This is a genomic window from Enterobacter sp. BIDMC93 (assembly GCF_001037805.1).
GTDB classification, from domain to species: Bacteria; Pseudomonadota; Gammaproteobacteria; order Enterobacterales; family Enterobacteriaceae; genus Enterobacter; species Enterobacter hormaechei_C.
Genome location: NZ_KQ089962.1, coordinates 3241113 through 3257540 on the forward strand (window position 1 = coordinate 3241113; position 16428 = coordinate 3257540).

The 16428-nt window shown below is 55.4% G+C and carries 15 protein-coding genes; 8 read left to right on the forward strand and 7 right to left on the reverse strand.

Features of this window, described 5'->3' with window-relative positions; translation table 11 throughout:
- The first annotated feature begins 371 nt into the window (after positions 1 to 371).
- The 3 genes from phoP to SK58_RS15170 all read left to right on the forward strand — a co-directional run bounded on the left by phoP (position 372) and on the right by SK58_RS15170 (position 3720).
- Positions 372 to 1043 (forward strand): two-component system response regulator PhoP, encoded by a 672-nt coding sequence (phoP, locus tag SK58_RS15160; RefSeq protein WP_026094318.1) that lies wholly within the window; start codon positions 372 to 374, stop codon positions 1041 to 1043.
- Positions 1044 to 2507 (forward strand): two-component system sensor histidine kinase PhoQ, encoded by a 1464-nt coding sequence (gene phoQ / locus SK58_RS15165; RefSeq protein WP_015570801.1) that lies wholly within the window; start codon positions 1044 to 1046, stop codon positions 2505 to 2507. It abuts the gene before it with no gap.
- A 91-nt stretch (positions 2508 to 2598) separates the two neighbouring features.
- Positions 2599 to 3720, forward strand: coding sequence for a ribosomal protein uL16 3-hydroxylase (locus tag SK58_RS15170; protein WP_017384706.1), 1122 nt, complete (start codon positions 2599 to 2601; stop codon positions 3718 to 3720).
- A 91-nt stretch (positions 3721 to 3811) separates the two neighbouring features.
- Here SK58_RS15170 and SK58_RS22740 read toward each other — a convergent pair whose 3' ends face one another.
- Complete coding sequence (locus SK58_RS22740; RefSeq protein ID WP_017384707.1) at positions 3812 to 4303, reverse strand: REP-associated tyrosine transposase; 492 nt, start codon at positions 4301 to 4303, stop codon at positions 3812 to 3814.
- A gap of 97 nt (positions 4304 to 4400) precedes the next feature.
- Positions 4401 to 5624 carry a peptidase T gene (gene pepT / locus SK58_RS15180; protein ID WP_048220173.1) on the reverse strand — a complete coding sequence of 408 codons (1224 nt, stop codon included), beginning with the start codon at positions 5622 to 5624 and terminating at the stop codon, positions 4401 to 4403.
- A gap of 237 nt (positions 5625 to 5861) precedes the next feature.
- On the opposite strand from pepT, the gene potA reads away from it, so the two are divergent.
- From potA to potD, 4 genes are read left to right on the forward strand one after another with little or no spacing between them, the layout of a single operon-like run.
- The gene (potA, locus tag SK58_RS15190; RefSeq protein WP_162837483.1) at positions 5862 to 7010 is read left to right on the forward strand and encodes a spermidine/putrescine ABC transporter ATP-binding protein PotA; all 1149 of its coding nucleotides are present in this window, start codon (positions 5862 to 5864) and stop codon (positions 7008 to 7010) included.
- On the forward strand, positions 6994 to 7851 hold the full coding sequence (gene potB / locus SK58_RS15195; RefSeq protein WP_048220174.1) for a spermidine/putrescine ABC transporter permease PotB: 858 nt from the start codon (positions 6994 to 6996) through the stop codon (positions 7849 to 7851). The genes potA and potB overlap by 17 nt, the downstream gene beginning before the upstream one ends.
- Positions 7848 to 8639 carry a spermidine/putrescine ABC transporter permease PotC gene (gene potC, locus SK58_RS15200; RefSeq protein ID WP_015570805.1) on the forward strand — a complete coding sequence of 264 codons (792 nt, stop codon included), beginning with the start codon at positions 7848 to 7850 and terminating at the stop codon, positions 8637 to 8639. The genes potB and potC overlap by 4 nt, the downstream gene beginning before the upstream one ends.
- The gene (gene potD / locus SK58_RS15205; RefSeq protein ID WP_015570806.1) at positions 8636 to 9670 is read left to right on the forward strand and encodes a spermidine/putrescine ABC transporter substrate-binding protein PotD; all 1035 of its coding nucleotides are present in this window, start codon (positions 8636 to 8638) and stop codon (positions 9668 to 9670) included. The genes potC and potD overlap by 4 nt, the downstream gene beginning before the upstream one ends.
- A gap of 34 nt (positions 9671 to 9704) precedes the next feature.
- Here potD and cobB read toward each other — a convergent pair whose 3' ends face one another.
- The 5 genes from cobB to lolC are packed head-to-tail and all read right to left on the reverse strand — an operon-like array spanning position 9705 to position 14644.
- Positions 9705 to 10526: a Sir2 family NAD+-dependent deacetylase gene (gene cobB / locus SK58_RS15210; protein WP_006809226.1), complete on the reverse strand. Its 822-nt coding sequence runs from the start codon at positions 10524 to 10526 to the stop codon at positions 9705 to 9707.
- Positions 10527 to 10540: 14 nt separating this feature from the next.
- Positions 10541 to 11452 carry an N-acetylglucosamine kinase gene (nagK, locus tag SK58_RS15215; RefSeq protein WP_032670943.1) on the reverse strand — a complete coding sequence of 304 codons (912 nt, stop codon included), beginning with the start codon at positions 11450 to 11452 and terminating at the stop codon, positions 10541 to 10543.
- Between the two features lie 54 nt (positions 11453 to 11506).
- Complete coding sequence (gene lolE, locus SK58_RS15220; protein ID WP_017384711.1) at positions 11507 to 12751, reverse strand: lipoprotein-releasing ABC transporter permease subunit LolE; 1245 nt, start codon at positions 12749 to 12751, stop codon at positions 11507 to 11509.
- The gene (lolD, locus tag SK58_RS15225) at positions 12751 to 13452 is read right to left on the reverse strand and encodes a lipoprotein-releasing ABC transporter ATP-binding protein LolD (protein ID WP_045329631.1); all 702 of its coding nucleotides are present in this window, start codon (positions 13450 to 13452) and stop codon (positions 12751 to 12753) included. Before lolD ends, lolE begins: the two co-directional genes overlap by 1 nt.
- Positions 13445 to 14644, reverse strand: coding sequence for a lipoprotein-releasing ABC transporter permease subunit LolC (gene lolC, locus SK58_RS15230; protein WP_017384712.1), 1200 nt, complete (start codon positions 14642 to 14644; stop codon positions 13445 to 13447). The genes lolD and lolC overlap by 8 nt, the downstream gene beginning before the upstream one ends.
- Before the next feature lie 256 nt (positions 14645 to 14900).
- On the opposite strand from lolC, the gene SK58_RS15235 reads away from it, so the two are divergent.
- Entirely contained in the window at positions 14901 to 15974 is a 1074-nt protein-coding gene (locus SK58_RS15235) for an acyltransferase family protein (RefSeq protein WP_048220175.1), read from the forward strand.
- Positions 15975 to 16428 lie beyond the last annotated feature (454 nt).

A 16428-nucleotide genomic window follows, 5' to 3' on the forward strand; every position in this document is an offset into this window, starting at 1 on the left:
AAAGCCAGGCATAGTGAGAACATCCTTACAAAAAAAAGGGCAATATTTACAAAACTGGCGTGCCCGTGCTGTCCAAAAAGCGACTCGCCTTCAACAGTTCATAAACGGATGGCTGTTTTATCCGGATTGCGGAAGCTTGCGATAACAAGTCCGTTTATATTACCCGCGCCTGCTGGGGGCGCATGAGGCTTACGTGAGTTGGGTGGGTGATATGAACCAGGCTCAGGTCAACATACTTAATAATCAGGTGCCTGGCGTCATCCCCCCCTGTGTTCGGGAGCATGAAAAAATCATTTAATTTCATTGCGCTGGTGTCAACCTGAATAATCAGCGTTAAACTATTCATACCATTTATAAAGGGAGAAGTGATGATGCGCGTACTGGTTGTTGAGGATAACGCATTGCTACGTCATCACCTGAAAGTTCAACTTCAGGAGATGGGTCATCAGGTGGATGATGCTGAAGACGCAAAAGAGGCCGATTATTATCTCAATGAACACCTGCCGGACATCGCCATTGTCGATTTAGGGCTGCCGGATGAAGACGGATTGTCCCTTATCCGCCGCTGGCGTAGCCATGACGTTTCCCTGCCGGTGCTGGTGCTGACTGCCCGCGAAGGCTGGCAGGACAAGGTTGAAGTCCTGAGCGCTGGCGCGGATGACTACGTGACCAAACCCTTCCATATTGAAGAAGTCGCTGCGCGTATGCAGGCGCTGCTGCGCCGCAACAGTGGGCTGGCGTCACAGGTTATCTCTCTGCCGCCGTTCCAGGTGGACCTCTCTCGCCGCGAATTTTCTATTAATGATGAAGTGATCAAGCTGACCGCATTCGAATATACCATCATGGAAACGCTGATCCGTAACAACGGTAAAGTGGTGAGCAAAGATTCCCTTATGCTTCAGCTCTATCCGGATGCCGAGCTGCGCGAAAGCCACACCATTGACGTACTGATGGGTCGCCTGCGTAAAAAAATTCAGGCGCAGTACCCGCATGACGTGATCACCACCGTGCGTGGTCAGGGCTACCTGTTCGAATTACGCTAAATGAAAGGGATATTGCGCCATATTTTACCCCTTTCGCTGCGGGTTCGCTTTTTGCTGGCAACCGCCGCCGTCGTGCTGGTGCTGTCGCTCTCTTACGGGATGGTGGCGTTGGTCGGTTATAGCGTGAGCTTCGATAAAACCACCTTCCGCCTGCTTCGCGGCGAAAGTAACCTATTTTATACCCTGGCGAAGTGGGAGAACAACCGAATCACCGTCGAGATGCCGGAAAACCTGAATCAGCAGAGCCCGACGCTGGCGCTGATCTATGATGAAAAAGGGAAATTGCTGTGGGCCCAGCGCGATGTCCCGTGGTTGAAAAAGCGCATCCGTCCGGAATGGCTGAAAACCAATGGTTTTCATGAAATAGAAGCCGACCTCAACTCCACCAGCAGCCTGCTGCGTGACGATCGCGCCTTACAGATCAAGCTTAATGAGATCCGTGCCGAAGATGACGACACGGAGATGACCCACTCTGTGGCCATCAACCTTTACCCCGCCACCCTGAACATGCCGCAGTTAACCATTGTGGTGATCGATACCATACCGGTTGAGCTGAAACGCTCGTATATGGTCTGGAACTGGTTTGTGTATGTTCTGGCTGCCAACCTGCTGCTGGTGATCCCTCTCCTGTGGGTTGCTGCGTGGTGGAGCCTCCGCCCGATTGAATCCCTTGCCAAAGAGGTGCGCGAGCTGGAGGAACATCACCGCGAGAAGCTAAACCCGGAGACCACGCGTGAGCTGACCAGCCTGGTGCGCAACCTCAACCGCCTGCTGAAAAGCGAACGTGAACGCTACGACAAGTATCGCACGACGCTCACCGACCTTACGCACAGCCTGAAAACCCCGCTGGCCGTGATGCAGAGTACCCTGCGTTCCATGCGCAGTTCGAAAATGAGCGTGGATGACGCCGAGCCGGTGATGCTGGAACAAATCAGCCGTATTTCACAGCAGATCGGCTATTACCTGCACCGCGCGAGCATGCGTTCCGGAAGCGCCCTGTTGAGCCGTGAACTGCACCCGGTAGCCCCGCTGCTGGATAACCTCACCTCTGCGCTGAACAAGGTGTACCAGCGTAAAGGGGTCAACATCAGTCTGGATATCTCACCGGAAATTAGCTTTGTCGGTGAGAAAAATGACTTTATGGAAGTGATGGGAAACCTGCTCGATAACGCCTGCAAATATTGTCTGGAGTTTGTCGAGGTGTCCGCGCGGGTAACGGATAACGAACTGCATATTATCGTTGAGGATGATGGTCCTGGCATTCCCCGTAATAAACGCGAAGTGGTGTTCGATCGCGGCCAGCGCGCCGATACGCTGCGGCCAGGCCAGGGCGTCGGATTATCCGTCGCCAGGGAAATCGTCGATCAGTACGAGGGCAAGATTGAAACCGGTGAAAGTTTGCTGGGCGGTGCCCGGATGGAAGTCATTTTTGGCCGCCAGCATCCCGTATCGAACGATAGTTGACCCGAAATGTGAAAAATACGCGGATCTCGCAGTCAGGGGGCGGTGCTTCCGTTATAATCCGTCTCAGTAAGAGCCTGCGGAATACAAAAATATGGATTATCAATTAACGCTTAACTGGCCCGAATTTATTGAACGTTACTGGCAAAAACGCCCGGTCGTTCTTAAACGCGGGATCAGCAATTTTATCGACCCTATTTCTCCTGACGAACTCGCTGGTCTGGCGATGGAAAACGAGGTAGACAGCCGTCTGGTGAGCCACCAGGACGGGAAATGGCAGGTCAGCCACGGTCCCTTTGAAAGCTACGATCACCTGGGCGAAAACAACTGGTCTTTACTGGTACAGGCGGTCAACAACTGGCACGAACCCACCGCAGCCTTAATGCGTCCCTTCCGCGCCCTGCCAGACTGGCGAATGGACGATCTGATGATCTCCTTCTCCGTTCCCGGTGGCGGCGTGGGTCCGCATCTGGATCAGTACGACGTGTTTATCATTCAGGGTACCGGTCGCCGTCGCTGGCGCGTGGGCGAAAAAGTGCCAATGAAGCAGCACTGCCCGCACCCGGATCTGCTTCAGGTTGATCCGTTTGAAGGGATCATTGATGAAGAGCTGGAACCAGGTGACATTCTTTATATCCCACCGGGCTTCCCGCATGAAGGTTATTCCCTGGAAAACTCGCTGAACTATTCGGTTGGTTTCCGCGCGCCAAGCGGGCGCGAGATGATCAGCGGATTTGCTGACTATGTTTTACAGCGTGAGCTGGGCAGCTACCGTTACAGCGATCCGGACGTTCCGGCGCGTGAGCACCCGGCGGATATTCTGCCAGAGGAGCTGGATAAGCTGCGCGGGATGATGCTGGATCTGATCAATGAACCGGAGCACTTCAGACAGTGGTTTGGCGAGTTTATCAGCCAGTCGCGTCACGAACTGGACGTCGCACCGCCAGAGCCGCCGTATCAGGCAGATGAAATTTATGATGCGCTCCAGCAGGGCGATAAGCTGGTTCGTCTGGGCGGATTACGCGTACTACGCATTGGCGAAGAGGTATTCGTCAACGGCGAGCGCCTGGACTCTCCGCATCGCCCGGCGCTGGAAGCGATTGCCAGCCATATGGTGCTGACTGCGGATACCTTTGGCGACGCACTGGACGATCCCTCCTTCCTCGCCATGCTGGCCGCGCTGGTGAACAGCGGGTACTGGTTTTTTGAGGACTGAGCCATGATGTTTGCCGGGTGGCGGCTACGCCTTACCCGGCCTACATATTGCACCCGTAGGCCCGGTAAGCGAAGCGCCACCGGGCTTTGTTTTACTTCCGCTCCCCCGCCGCAAAATCCTCAATCTCACCCGCCCAGTCTGCCGGATATAACCCCTCCCGCACGTCCCGATGAAACGTTGAATATGGCCAGTCGACGACTTTCCCGACATAGCCATGCTTCAGCGGATTGATGTAGACGTAATCCATATGCCGCCGATAATCCTGCTCATTGCGAATAGTGTGCTCCCAGAAACGCGGTTGCCAGACGTGGCGCATTTCAATGTTGCGGCTAAACGTTTTTTTGATGTCGCGCCAGCGCGCTGAAAAGTCACTGTCCCCTTCCGGCAGGGTCCAGATACAGTGCATATGTTCAGGCAGGATAACCCAGGCGTTAATGGTGAAGGGCTTCGCACGCTTAACCGTGGCGGTAGCGGAACGCAGGCTGTCGATGTGGCGAGTAAGTAAATCGCTCTGGCGGTTTTGCAGATTGACGGTGAAAAACCAGGTCCCACCGGGGATGTAGTGGCGGCGGTAGTTTGACATTGGCACTCCTTGCCCATTGCCCGGTGGCGCTGCGCTTACCGGGCCTACGATCGAAATGTAGGCCGGGTAAGGCGTAGCCGCCACCCGGCATAAAACATTACCGCTTCGCGGTTAACTCCGCTATCCGCACGATCACCTGCACCGCTTTCTCCATCCCTTCCAGCGTCACGAACTCATGCTTGCCGTGGTAGTTATATCCACCGGTAAACAGGTTCGGGCACGGCAGGCCCATAAACGACAGCTGTGAACCATCGGTACCGCCACGGATCGGTTTCATCACCGGCTCGATGTCACAATCGCGCATCGCCTGCTGGGCGATATCAAGAATATGCGGATGCTCCATCACCTTATCGCGCATATTGTAATAGCTGTCTTCGATGATGAGTTCAATATAGCAATCCGGATGTAGCCCCTTGCCGACCTTTTTCGCGATTTCCATCATCTTACGCTTGCGCGCTTCAAAGGCTTTGCGGTCGAAATCGCGGACAATATAGTGCATCTGCGCGCTGTCCACGGTCCCCTTGATGCTGGTCAGATGATAAAAACCCTCATACCCTTCCGTCATCTCCGGGCTCTCTTCGGCGGGCACTTCCGCATGAATACGCGCAGCCAGCGACAGCGCATTCACCATCACCCCTTTCGCAGACCCCGGGTGCACGTTATTCCCAACGATTTTGATCGTCACCGATGCCGCGTTAAAGTTTTCATACTCAAGTTCACCTACGCCGCCACCGTCGACGGTGTAGGCCCACTGCGCGTTAAACGCCTCAACGTCAAAGTGTTTTGCGCCTTTTCCAACCTCTTCATCCGGCGTGAAGGCCACGCGGATATCGCCATGTAGGATATTTTTGCCCTTCAGCACCGCCAGCGCCGTCATGATCTCGGCGATGCCCGCTTTGTCATCGGCCCCCAGCAAGGTTTTGCCGTCAGTGGTGATTAACGTCTGCCCCAGCAGCTGATGCAGTACCGGGAACATCACCGGCGACAGCACTTCGTCGCCAATGCCCAGCGCAATATCACCGCCGCGGTAGTTTTCAACAATCTGCGGGTTTACGTGTTTACCGCTAAAATCAGGTGAGGTATCGACATGAGAAATAAAGCCAATTGCCGGGATATCGCCGTCAATATTCGCCGGCAGCGTTCCCATCACGGTCCCTTTTTCGCTGAGCGTGACATCAACCAGCCCCATGGCCTCCAGCTGCTCTTTCAGCAGATTTAGCAGCTTCCACTGGCTTTCGGTGCTTGGCACCTGTCGGACCCCCGGCTTAGATTGGGTATCCAGCGAAACGTAATGTAAGAAACGCTCAAGTAGTTTATCCATGCAGTCACCCTCACTTTTTGTGACAACATTATCATTAAGCAGCAAAACGCAAATATTGCGTCAGGTCACTTTTATCCCGCAAACGAGAACTTTTTACGTTTATATCGTTGTGCGTTAATAAATGTAGCTTATGAATAAGTGAGAAGGATTGGCGATTCAATGGGTTTGCCGTAGAATGTCCGCCCTCATTACGAGTCACCAAGGTGGTTACACACAAACCCCGCTTCAGTCTGCTGCCTGAGGCGTCTATATGGGACAGCGCGAAAATTGAATACACAACCCCGTTCCCTTTCACCGCTGGTGCAACTGGAACGAATTCGTAAAAGTTTCGATGGCAAAGATGTCATTTCCGACCTTAATCTGACCATCAATGACGGTGAGTTTCTCACGCTGCTCGGCCCCTCCGGCTGCGGCAAAACCACCGTCCTGCGCCTTATCGCCGGGCTGGAAAGCGTCGATAACGGCCATATCCATCTTGAGAACCAGGACATAACCCAGGTTCCAGCCGAAGATCGCCACGTCAATACCGTCTTTCAGAGCTATGCCCTGTTCCCGCACATGACCGTGTTTGAGAACGTGGCGTTTGGCCTGCGGATGCAAAAAACACCGGCCAGCGAGATCCCACCTCGGGTTACCGAAGCCCTGCGCATGGTACAGCTGGAGGCGTTCGCCCAGCGCAAGCCGCATCAACTTTCCGGTGGTCAGCAGCAGCGTGTGGCCATTGCCCGCGCCGTGGTCAACAAACCTCGCCTGCTCCTGCTGGATGAATCCCTCTCTGCGCTGGACTACAAGCTGCGCAAGCAGATGCAGAACGAGCTGAAAGCGCTTCAGCGTAAGCTCGGCATCACGTTCGTGTTTGTCACGCACGATCAGGAAGAAGCCCTGACCATGTCAGACCGTATCGTGGTGATGCGCGACGGCAAGATTGAGCAGGATGGCACCCCGCGTGAAATTTACGAAGAGCCGAAAAACCTGTTCGTCGCCAGCTTTATAGGCGAAATCAATATCTTTAACGCCACGGTGATCGAGCATCTGGACGATCGGCGCGTTCGCGCGAACGTGGAAGGCCGCGAATGCAATATTACCGTCAACTTTGCCGTCGAGAAGGGTCAAAAGCTCAACGTCCTGCTGCGCCCGGAAGATCTCCGCGTTGATGAGATCCACGACACGGCTGACGTCGAAGGTCTGATCGGTTACGTTCGCGAACGCAACTACAAAGGGATGACCCTCGAATCCGTTGTGGAACTGGAAAACGGCAAAATGGTGATGGTCAGCGAGTTCTTTAACGAGGACGATCCGGACTTCGACCACTCGCTGGATCAGAAAATGGTCATCAACTGGGTAGAAAGCTGGGAGGTTGTACTGGCTGATGAAGAACACAAATAAGTTCCAGAATGTGGTGATTGCCACGATCGTCGGTTGGCTTGTGTTGTTTGTCTTTCTTCCCAACCTGATGATCATCGTGACCAGCTTCCTGACCCGCGACGACGCGAACTTCGTGACGATGGTCTTTACGCTGGACAACTACGCGCGCCTGCTCGATCCGCTCTATTTTGACGTGCTGCTGCACTCGCTCAATATGGCGCTGATTGCTACCCTCGCCTGTCTGGTGCTGGGGTATCCATTCGCCTGGTTCCTGGCCCGCCTGCCGCAAAAAGTACGGCCGCTGCTGCTGTTTTTACTGATTGTACCCTTCTGGACCAACTCGTTAATCCGCATCTACGGGCTGAAAATCTTCCTCAGCACCAAAGGTTATCTGAACGAGTTTCTGCTGTGGCTGGGGGTGATCGAGACGCCGATCCGCATCATGTTCACCCCGGGCGCGGTGATTGTCGGCCTGGTCTATATCCTGCTGCCGTTTATGGTGATGCCGCTCTACTCCAGCATTGAAAAGCTCGATAAACCGCTGCTGGAAGCGGCGAAAGACCTGGGCGCCAGTAAGTTACAAACCTTTGTCCGCATCATTATTCCGCTGACCATGCCGGGTATTATCGCCGGCTGTCTGCTGGTCATGCTGCCTGCGATGGGCCTGTTCTACGTATCGGACCTGATGGGCGGGGCGAAAAACCTGCTGATCGGTAACGTGATTAAGAGCCAGTTCCTGAATATCCGCGACTGGCCGTTCGGCTCGGCCACCAGCATAACGCTGACGGTGGTGATGGGGCTGATGCTGCTGGTTTACTGGCGTGCATCACGCCTGCTGAATAAGAAGGTGGAGCTGGAATGATCGGTCGACTGCTTCGCGGCGGTTTTATGACCGCCATTTATGCGTATCTCTATATTCCGATAATCATTTTGATCGTGAACTCCTTTAACAGCTCACGCTTCGGGATCAACTGGCAAGGGTTTACCACCAAATGGTATGGCCTGCTGATGAACAATGACAGCCTGCTACAGGCCGCTCAGCACTCGCTGACGATGGCGGTATTTTCTGCCACCTTCGCGACGCTGATTGGCTCACTGACCGCCGTGGCGCTGTACCGCTACCGTTTTCGCGGTAAGCCGTTCGTCAGTGGCATGCTGTTTGTGGTGATGATGTCCCCGGATATCGTGATGGCCATTTCACTGCTGGTGCTGTTTATGCTGCTGGGCGTCCAGCTCGGTTTCTGGTCGCTGCTGTTCTCGCATATCACCTTCTGTCTGCCGTTTGTGGTGGTAACCGTCTACGCGCGTCTGAAAGGGTTCGACGTACGCATGCTGGAAGCGGCGAAAGATCTGGGTGCGAGCGAGATGACCATTCTGCGCAAAATCATTCTGCCGCTGGCGATGCCCGCCGTGGCAGCAGGATGGCTGCTCAGCTTTACCCTGTCGATGGACGACGTGGTCGTGTCCTCCTTCGTCACCGGGCCGAGCTATGAAATTCTGCCGTTGAAGATCTACTCAATGGTTAAAGTCGGTGTTTCACCCGAAGTGAACGCGCTGGCGACTATTCTGTTGGTGTTATCGCTGGTTCTGGTAATTGCCAGCCAGGTTATTGCTCGTGATAAAACAAAATCTCAGGGGACACAGAAATGAAAAAAATGCTTGCCGCTGCGGCACTGGTGCTCGGAATGGGTGCCGCGCATGCTGATGACAGCAAAACGCTCTATTTCTACAACTGGACCGAGTATGTGCCGCCGGGCCTGCTGGAGCAGTTCACCAAAGAGACGGGCATCAAGGTGATCTATTCGACCTACGAGTCGAATGAAACCATGTACGCCAAGCTCAAAACCTATAAAGATGGCGCGTATGACCTGGTGGTGCCGTCGACCTATTTCGTCGACAAGATGCGCAAAGAAGGCATGATCCAGAAGATCGACAAAACGAAGCTAACCAATTTTTCAAACCTCGATCCTGAGATGCTAAACAAGCCGTTCGACCCGAACAACGACTACTCCATTCCGTACATCTGGGGCGCGACGGCAATTGGCGTCAACAGCGATGCCATTGATCCAAAAACGGTTTCATCCTGGGCTGACCTGTGGAAGCCGGAATACAAAAGCAGCCTGCTGTTAACCGACGATGCGCGCGAAGTGTTCCAGGTTGCGCTGCGTAAACTCGGCTATTCCGGTAACACCACCGATCCGAAAGAGATCGAAGCGGCGTATAACGAACTGAAAAAGCTGATGCCAAACGTGGCGGCGTTCAACTCGGATAACCCGGCTAACCCGTATATGGAAGGTGAAGTGAATCTGGGTATGGTCTGGAACGGCTCTGCGTTTGTGGCGCGTCAGGCCGGGACGCCGCTGGAGGTGGTCTGGCCGAAGGAGGGCGGCATCTTCTGGATGGACAGCCTCGCGATCCCGGCGAATGCGAAAAACGTCGAGGGTGCCCTGAAGCTGATTAATTTCCTGCTGCGCCCGGATGTGGCAAAAGAGGTGGCGGAAACCATCGGCTACCCGACGCCAAACCTGGCCGCGCGGAAGCTGTTAAGCCCTGAAGTGGCAAATGATAAATCGCTTTATCCGGACGCTGAAACCATCAGCAAAGGGGAATGGCAGAACGACGTCGGTGACGCGAGCCGCCTGTATGAAGAGTATTATCAGAAGCTAAAAGCAGGCCGTTAATGCATAACGGGCGACGCAATGTCGCCCGTTACTCTTACAGCCCCTTCAGGAGTTTATCCACAAAGGCTGGCACCACCTCGCTCGCCAGACCGTAATGTTTCTCTTCAAACTCGCTCCCGACCTGGCTTGGCTCCAGATTAAGCTCCACCGTATGGGCACCTTGCAGTCGCGCTTCGTGAACAAATCCTGCCGCCGGATAGACATGTCCTGAGGTACCAATGGCGATAAAGACGTCCGCCATAGCCAGGGCGCTGTAGATCTCATCCATTCCCAGCGGCATTTCGCCAAACCAGACCACATGCGGACGCAGACGCGAAGGGAACTGACAGCAGTGGCAGCGGTCTTCGTCCAGCACGTCCTCTTTCCAGTCCAGCACCTGACCACTCCATGCGCACCGCACCTTGAGCAGTTCGCCGTGCATGTGAATGATGTTGTGGTTTCCGGCCCTTTCGTGAAGATTGTCGATGTTCTGCGTGACCAGCAGAAAACGATCCCCCAGCGCTTCCTCCAGCTTTGCCAGCGCCAGGTGCGCCGCATTCGGCGCAATCTCCGGCTGCTGAAGCTGGCGACGGCGGGCGTTGTAGAACGCCTGCACCAGCGCCGGGTCGCGGGCGAAACCTTCCGGCGTCGCCACATCTTCAACTCGGTGTTCTTCCCACAGTCCGTCCGCCGCGCGGAAGGTCTGAATACCGGATTCGGCGGAGATCCCCGCCCCGGTCAACACCACCACTCTGGGTTTATCCATCGCTTCTGGCATCATCCTGTCTCTGAAAAAGATCCGCTGACGCAGGCGTTCACGTAAGCGGCGTTTATTTTTGCGAAAACGGCTGAGTCGACCCTGGCGACGCGACAGCATAATAACCTCGTAAACTAATCGGTGAGATGAAGGAATGCGGCTCCGCGCATGCCTCCTGCGTCCCCGTGTCGCGCACGCTCAATGCGCGGCACGCGGGCGACCGGCAATAAATGTCGGGGCAGACGCCCGGACAACTGTTCCGTAATCGCAGTGAAATTTGACAGCCCTCCCCCGATCACCAGCAGATCCGGATCGACGATGGTCAGGATATTCCCCAGGCACACGGCCAGCAGGTCGAGATAGCGTTCAACGTGCTCTCGCGCCTGCGCATCCCCTTGTTCCCACAGGGTAATGATTTGGGGGGCGTCATGTTTCTGATGATAGAAGTGTTCATAAAGCCATGCAAACCCACGGCCTGAAAGGTAACTCTCAATACAGCCGTGCTGACCACAACCGCAGCGGATCAACGGGAAATCACGTCCGACAACATCCAACGCATCCACCGGCAGACGGATATGACCAAATTCGCCGGTAATGTAGCTGCGCCCGGTAATGGGCTTACCGTTAATGACTATCCCGCCCCCCACGCCGGTTCCGAGGATCAGCCCCATAACCAGCGGATAGCGACGAAACTCGTCGTCCCAGGCCTCTGAGAGAGCAAAACAGTTGGCATCGTTGTCTAAGCGCACGTCGCGCTCAAGGAGAGCAGAAAGATCGGCACGCAGCGGTTTGCCGCTGGCAGCAGGAACGTTGGCGGCATACAGCGTGCCATCGTCGGTTTCGGGCATACCCGGAATACCAATGCCGACGCTGCCTTTGACGCCAAAGCGTTCATCCGCTTGCGCCACCAGCGCGGCAATGGCGGTTAAAAATTCATCGTAGCTTTCGCGCGGCGTGGGTACGCGGGTTTCCCATTGTAGCTTAAGGTCTTTATCGAACACGCCGAGCGCAATCTTGGTGCCGCCAATATCAAATCCGTAATACATGATGCATTCCTCTGTTTGATTCAGCGGCCAAAAGACCGCTAAACCATGACGAAATTACTGGCCACTTAATACCCTCGCCGGATCAATTCGGCTTGCGCGACGCGCCGGATACCAGCTTGCCAGCAGACTCAGTAAAAGTGCTGTAACCAGCACATAAATAACGTCCAGCCAGTGCAGTTCAGACGGCAGGAAGTCAATAAAATAGATATCGCCTGACAGGAACTGATGGCCAATAAGCGCTTCAATCCCGTTGATAATCGGCGTCAGCTGAAGGGAAACCACCACGCCGATCGCCACGCCGCAGAGGCTGCCAAACAGCCCCGCCAGCAAACCGTACCAGACGAAGATGGCGCGAATAAGACCGTCTTTCGCCCCTAAGGTACGCAGCACGGCGATGTCGCCGCTCTTATCCTTAACGGCCATGACCAGCGTCGAGACGATATTAAAACACGCCACCCCGATCACCAGCACCATCGCCAGATACATAATCGCGCGGATCATCTGGATATCACGGTACATATACCCGTAAGTGCCGATCCAGCTTTTGATGTAGACATAGTTATTGGTCACGCTGCCAGCGTCACGCACCAGTTTATTGGCGTTGAAGACGTCGTTAACCTTAATGGCAATGCCCGTCACGCTGTCGCTCATATCCAGATACTGGCGCGCATCTTCCAGCGGCACCATCGCGAAGCTGTGGTCGAGCTGGCCGCTCAGCTGCAAAATACCGGTGACGTGCAGACGTACGCGCTTAGGCTGCTGCAATTTGTGATCAGCGCTGGCGTTCGGGATCATGATCGAGACCCAGTCGCCCTGCTTCACCTTCAGCGCATCGGCAACGCCTTTGCCCATGATGATCTGCTGCTCGCCAGCCTTAAAGTTTGCCCATGCGCCATTTTGCACATAGCGCGGCAGCGCGCTCAGACGCTCTTCCTGACGAGGATTTACCCCTTTCACCTGAATGGCGCGCAGGTTTACCCCGCTCTCTACCAGCCCGGTAAAGTTGATGTAAGGTGCAGCCGCCGCAATGCCGGGCACCTTTTCCACTTTGTTAAGGGCATCACGCCAGCTGGACCACGGCTGGTTAACCGGCTCGATTTCACCGTGGGGGACAACGGCCAGAATGCGGTTATTCAGTTCACGCTCAAAGCCGTTCATGGCGCTTAAGCCCACGATCAACACCGCCACGCCCAGGGCGATACCGATGGTGGAGATCACGGAGATAAGGGATACCATCCCGCTCCGGCGACGACCGCGGCTAAAGCGTAACCCGATGAGTAACGATAACGGTGAAGCCATTACTCCGCTCCCATCAGCGTCAGTTCAGCATTCAGACGACCGTCGCGCATTTCCAGCTGACGCCCCATCCGCTTAGCCAGTTGTAAATCGTGGGTGACCACCAGAAACGCGGTTCCCTGCGCGGCGTTCAGTTCGCCGAGAAGCTGGAAAATGCTGTCTGCGTTACGCGCATCGAGGTTACCTGTCGGTTCATCCGCCAGCACCAGGCGCGGGTTGTTGACCAGCGCACGGGCGATGGCCACACGCTGACGCTCACCGCCGGAAAGCTCAGACGGACGGTGATTCCCGCGATGACCCAGCCCTACCGCTTTTAGCATGTCGCTGGCGCGGGCATTAATTTCCGCGGGTTTCTTTTTACCAATCAGCAGCGGCATTGCGACGTTTTCCAGCGCCGTAAAGTCCGGCAGCAGATGGTGGAACTGATAGATAAAGCCCAGCTCGCGGTTACGCAGCTCGGCTTTCGCCGTAGACGACATTTTACTCAGCGGCTGCCCGGAGAAGATCACATCGCCTTCGGTTGGCGTGTCCAGCCCGCCAAGCAGATGCAGCAACGTACTTTTACCGGAACCGGAGCTGCCGACAATCGCCATCATCTCGCCTTCACCCACGCTAAAACTCACATTGTGCAACACCTCGGTCTGCACAGTGCCTTCCTGATAGCGTTTGGACAGGTTGTCGCACTGCAACAGGATCTTATTCATAACGTAAAGCCTCAGCGGGTTGAGTGGCGGCAGCCCGCCAGGAAGGATAAAGCGTAGAAAGCAGCGCAATGGCCATCGCGGCCAGCGCAATACCGACCACCTGGAGCGGCTCGATTGCCACCGGCAGCGCCGCGCCATCAAGCAGCGCGCCAATAATCGGCATGAGATTGTTGAGCTGGCTGGCGAGCAGCGCCCCCAGCGCCGCGCCGAGCAGCGCGCCGATGATGCCGGCGCTGGCGCCCTGGACCATAAATACCGCCATGATCTGGCGCGGAGTCAGCCCCTGAGTTTGCAGAATGGCAACTTCGCCTTGCTTCTCCATCACCATCAGCCCGAGCGAGGTGATGATATTAAACGCGGCAACGGCCACGATCAGGCTCAGCAGCAGCCCCATCATGTTTTTCTCCATGCGCACGGCCTGGAACAGTTCGCCCTTCCGGTCGCGCCAGTCCTGCCATTTCGTCCCTTCCGGTAGCGTCTGCTGGCTAAGGGTATCCACCTTCAGCGGCGCATCAAGCCACAGACGCCAGCCGGTGATATTTCCCGCCGGGTAGCGCATCAGACGCGAGGCGTCCTGAATGTTAACCAGCATCTGGTAACCATCGACTTCGCTGTTCGCCGCAAACGTGCCAATCACGTTGAACAGGCGCTGGCTTGGCAGACGCCCCATCGGCGTAAACTGACTGGCTGACGGCACCATCACACGCAGCTGATCGCCACGGTTGACCCCGAGCTGCCCGGCAAGCTGCTCGCCGAGGATGACGTTGTATTTACCCGCTTCCAGGTCGGTTTGTTTCACATTGACCAGGAACGGCGTCAGCGGATCTTTTTGCGCCGGATCGATACCCAGCATCACCCCGACCGCCACGCTACGGGCGCTTTGCAGCACCACATCGCCCGTCGTGAGCGGCGCAACGCGCGTGACACCCTGTAACTTCACCGCGCTTTCCGGCAGCTGTTGCGGATTAACGGAACCCTGAGTGGAAGAGAGAACGGCCTGCGGCATCAGCCCCAGGATATTGTTTTGCAGCTCGCGCTCGAAGCCGTTCATGACGGAAAGCACCGTCACCAGTGCCATCACGCCAAGCGTAATGCCAATAGTCGAAAGCCAGGAGACAAAGCGACCGAAGCGGTCCGCGGCGCGCCCACGCATGTAACGTAAGCCTATAAAGAGTGCGACAGGTTGATACATGAAATCCGTCTGTTTGCTGATAGCAGACCCACGAGTATATAAGCGAATCCGCTAAGCGTAAATGACTGAAACCGTAAGATTCGGTAATCATTTTTCCGAAAAATTCAGATAAATCATCATGCTACTGACTGAACTTCCGCCAGACAGCCTCCACCTTTTCCGAAAATCGTCCTGATACAGACTGTTACCCGTTACATCAGGGTTTCATTTTACAACAATCGTCCTTTCGTTTATGGCAACAAGGTCGTCACGCACAATGAAACAAAAAGCATTATGGATTAACCAGATAAAAGGTCTGTGCATCTGCCTGGTGGTGATTTACCACTCGGTGATCACCTTTTATCCTCACCTGGACGGGCTACAGCATCCGTTATCGGGCCTGCTCGCCAAATGCTGGGTCTACTTTAATCTTTACCTTGCCCCGTTCCGTATGCCGGTGTTTTTCTTTATCTCCGGCTATTTGATCCGTCGATATATTGACGAGGTGAACTGGCGCACCAGTCTCGACAAGCGGATCTGGAGCATTGTCTGGGTTTTGGCCCTGTGGGGCGTCCTGCAATGGCAGGCGCTGACTCATCTGAATGCCTGGCTCGCCCCCGAGCGAGAGCTGGCGACAGCATCCAATGCGGCCTACGCCGATTCCGTTTCAGGGTTTGTACGGGGAATGCTCACGGCCAGCACCAGCCTATGGTATTTGTACGCCTTAGTGGTCTACTTTACGCTCTGTAAGCTGCTGAGCCGCTGGAAACTGCCGATGCTGGGGCTTCTGGCGCTGGCAAGCATCGCCATCAACTTCCTGCCGTTACCGTGGTGGGGAATGAACAGCGTGGTGCGCAACATGGTCTACTACAGCCTCGGCGCATGGTACGGCGCGCAGTTGATGGCGTGGATGAAAGGGATGAATTTGCGCCGCAGCTGTCTGATACTCATCGCCTCTGGTGCGGTGTCGGTGGTGCTGTGGTTCGCTAATGTCCCTCTGCCGCTCTCTCTGCTGTCAATCGTAGTTATCATGAAGCTCTTTTACAGCTTCGAGCAGCGTTATGCCGTTCATCCCAATAACCTGCTGAACGTCATCGGTTCAAACACCATCGCGATTTATACCACCCACCGCATTTTAATTGAGGCGTTTAGCCTGCTCATGATCCGCGAAATGAATGCGGCGTACTGGCCGATCTGGGCGGAGTTAACGCTGATTCTGGTCTACCCGTTTATCAGCCTGCTCGTCTGCACGCTGGTTGGGCTGGGGGCACGTAAGCTCTCGACCGCCCTCTTTGGCGATCTTTTCTTCTCCCCTCCCGCGCGGCTTTCGCCCGTGCCCACGACCCGCTAACTAACCCTGTCCCATGCGGACTACAAAATAAGGCCTGCACAGACGGCTCCCTCTCCCTATGGGAGAGGGCTGGGGTGAGGGTGAACATACAGCTGTGGTGCTCGTTCCGTTCACCTTATATTCCTTGCTATTCTATAACCGCACGAGCGGTGAACGTGCCAGGGTGGCTCAGTCGCCACCACCCTGGCAACCCGGGCTCCCGGCGGTAAATCGTCGCTTCGCGATACCCTCGGCTTATTCCTTCCGGCTATCGGGTCGGGCATGAGCCTGCATCCATGCAGGCCACGCCCTCTCGGCGCATCCCTGCGCCTCGCCCCGGCCTTCAGGAAACGCCTCAGCGATTTACAGCCGGACCAGGGCATCGCTGAAAGCCCTCAGTTAGTCTGAAGACAACGTTATTGCTTCTGCTTTCAAATTACTGAGGAACCCTCTACCCATCCGGGGGCACTTTCCC

What these genes read in the sequence shown, in the direction of transcription:
- SK58_RS22740 (WP_017384707.1), bottom strand. Translation starts at nt 4,303, where the DNA reads ATGTCAAACTACCGCCGCCACTACATCCCCGGTGGGACCTGGTTTTTC.
- pepT (WP_048220173.1), bottom strand. Translation starts at nt 5,624, where the DNA reads ATGGATAAACTACTTGAGCGTTTCTTACATTACGTTTCGCTGGATACC.
- cobB (WP_006809226.1), bottom strand. Translation starts at nt 10,526, where the DNA reads ATGCTGTCGCGTCGCCAGGGTCGACTCAGCCGTTTTCGCAAAAATAAA.
- SK58_RS15170 (WP_017384706.1), top strand. Translation starts at nt 2,599, where the DNA reads ATGGATTATCAATTAACGCTTAACTGGCCCGAATTTATTGAACGTTAC.
- SK58_RS15235 (WP_048220175.1), top strand. Translation starts at nt 14,901, where the DNA reads ATGAAACAAAAAGCATTATGGATTAACCAGATAAAAGGTCTGTGCATC.
- nagK (WP_032670943.1), bottom strand. Translation starts at nt 11,452, where the DNA reads ATGTATTACGGATTTGATATTGGCGGCACCAAGATTGCGCTCGGCGTG.
- potB (WP_048220174.1), top strand. Translation starts at nt 6,994, where the DNA reads ATGAAGAACACAAATAAGTTCCAGAATGTGGTGATTGCCACGATCGTC.
- potD (WP_015570806.1), top strand. Translation starts at nt 8,636, where the DNA reads ATGAAAAAAATGCTTGCCGCTGCGGCACTGGTGCTCGGAATGGGTGCC.
- lolE (WP_017384711.1), bottom strand. Translation starts at nt 12,751, where the DNA reads ATGGCTTCACCGTTATCGTTACTCATCGGGTTACGCTTTAGCCGCGGT.
- potC (WP_015570805.1), top strand. Translation starts at nt 7,848, where the DNA reads ATGATCGGTCGACTGCTTCGCGGCGGTTTTATGACCGCCATTTATGCG.
- lolD (WP_045329631.1), bottom strand. Translation starts at nt 13,452, where the DNA reads ATGAATAAGATCCTGTTGCAGTGCGACAACCTGTCCAAACGCTATCAG.
- lolC (WP_017384712.1), bottom strand. Translation starts at nt 14,644, where the DNA reads ATGTATCAACCTGTCGCACTCTTTATAGGCTTACGTTACATGCGTGGG.
- phoQ (WP_015570801.1), top strand. Translation starts at nt 1,044, where the DNA reads ATGAAAGGGATATTGCGCCATATTTTACCCCTTTCGCTGCGGGTTCGC.
- phoP (WP_026094318.1), top strand. Translation starts at nt 372, where the DNA reads ATGCGCGTACTGGTTGTTGAGGATAACGCATTGCTACGTCATCACCTG.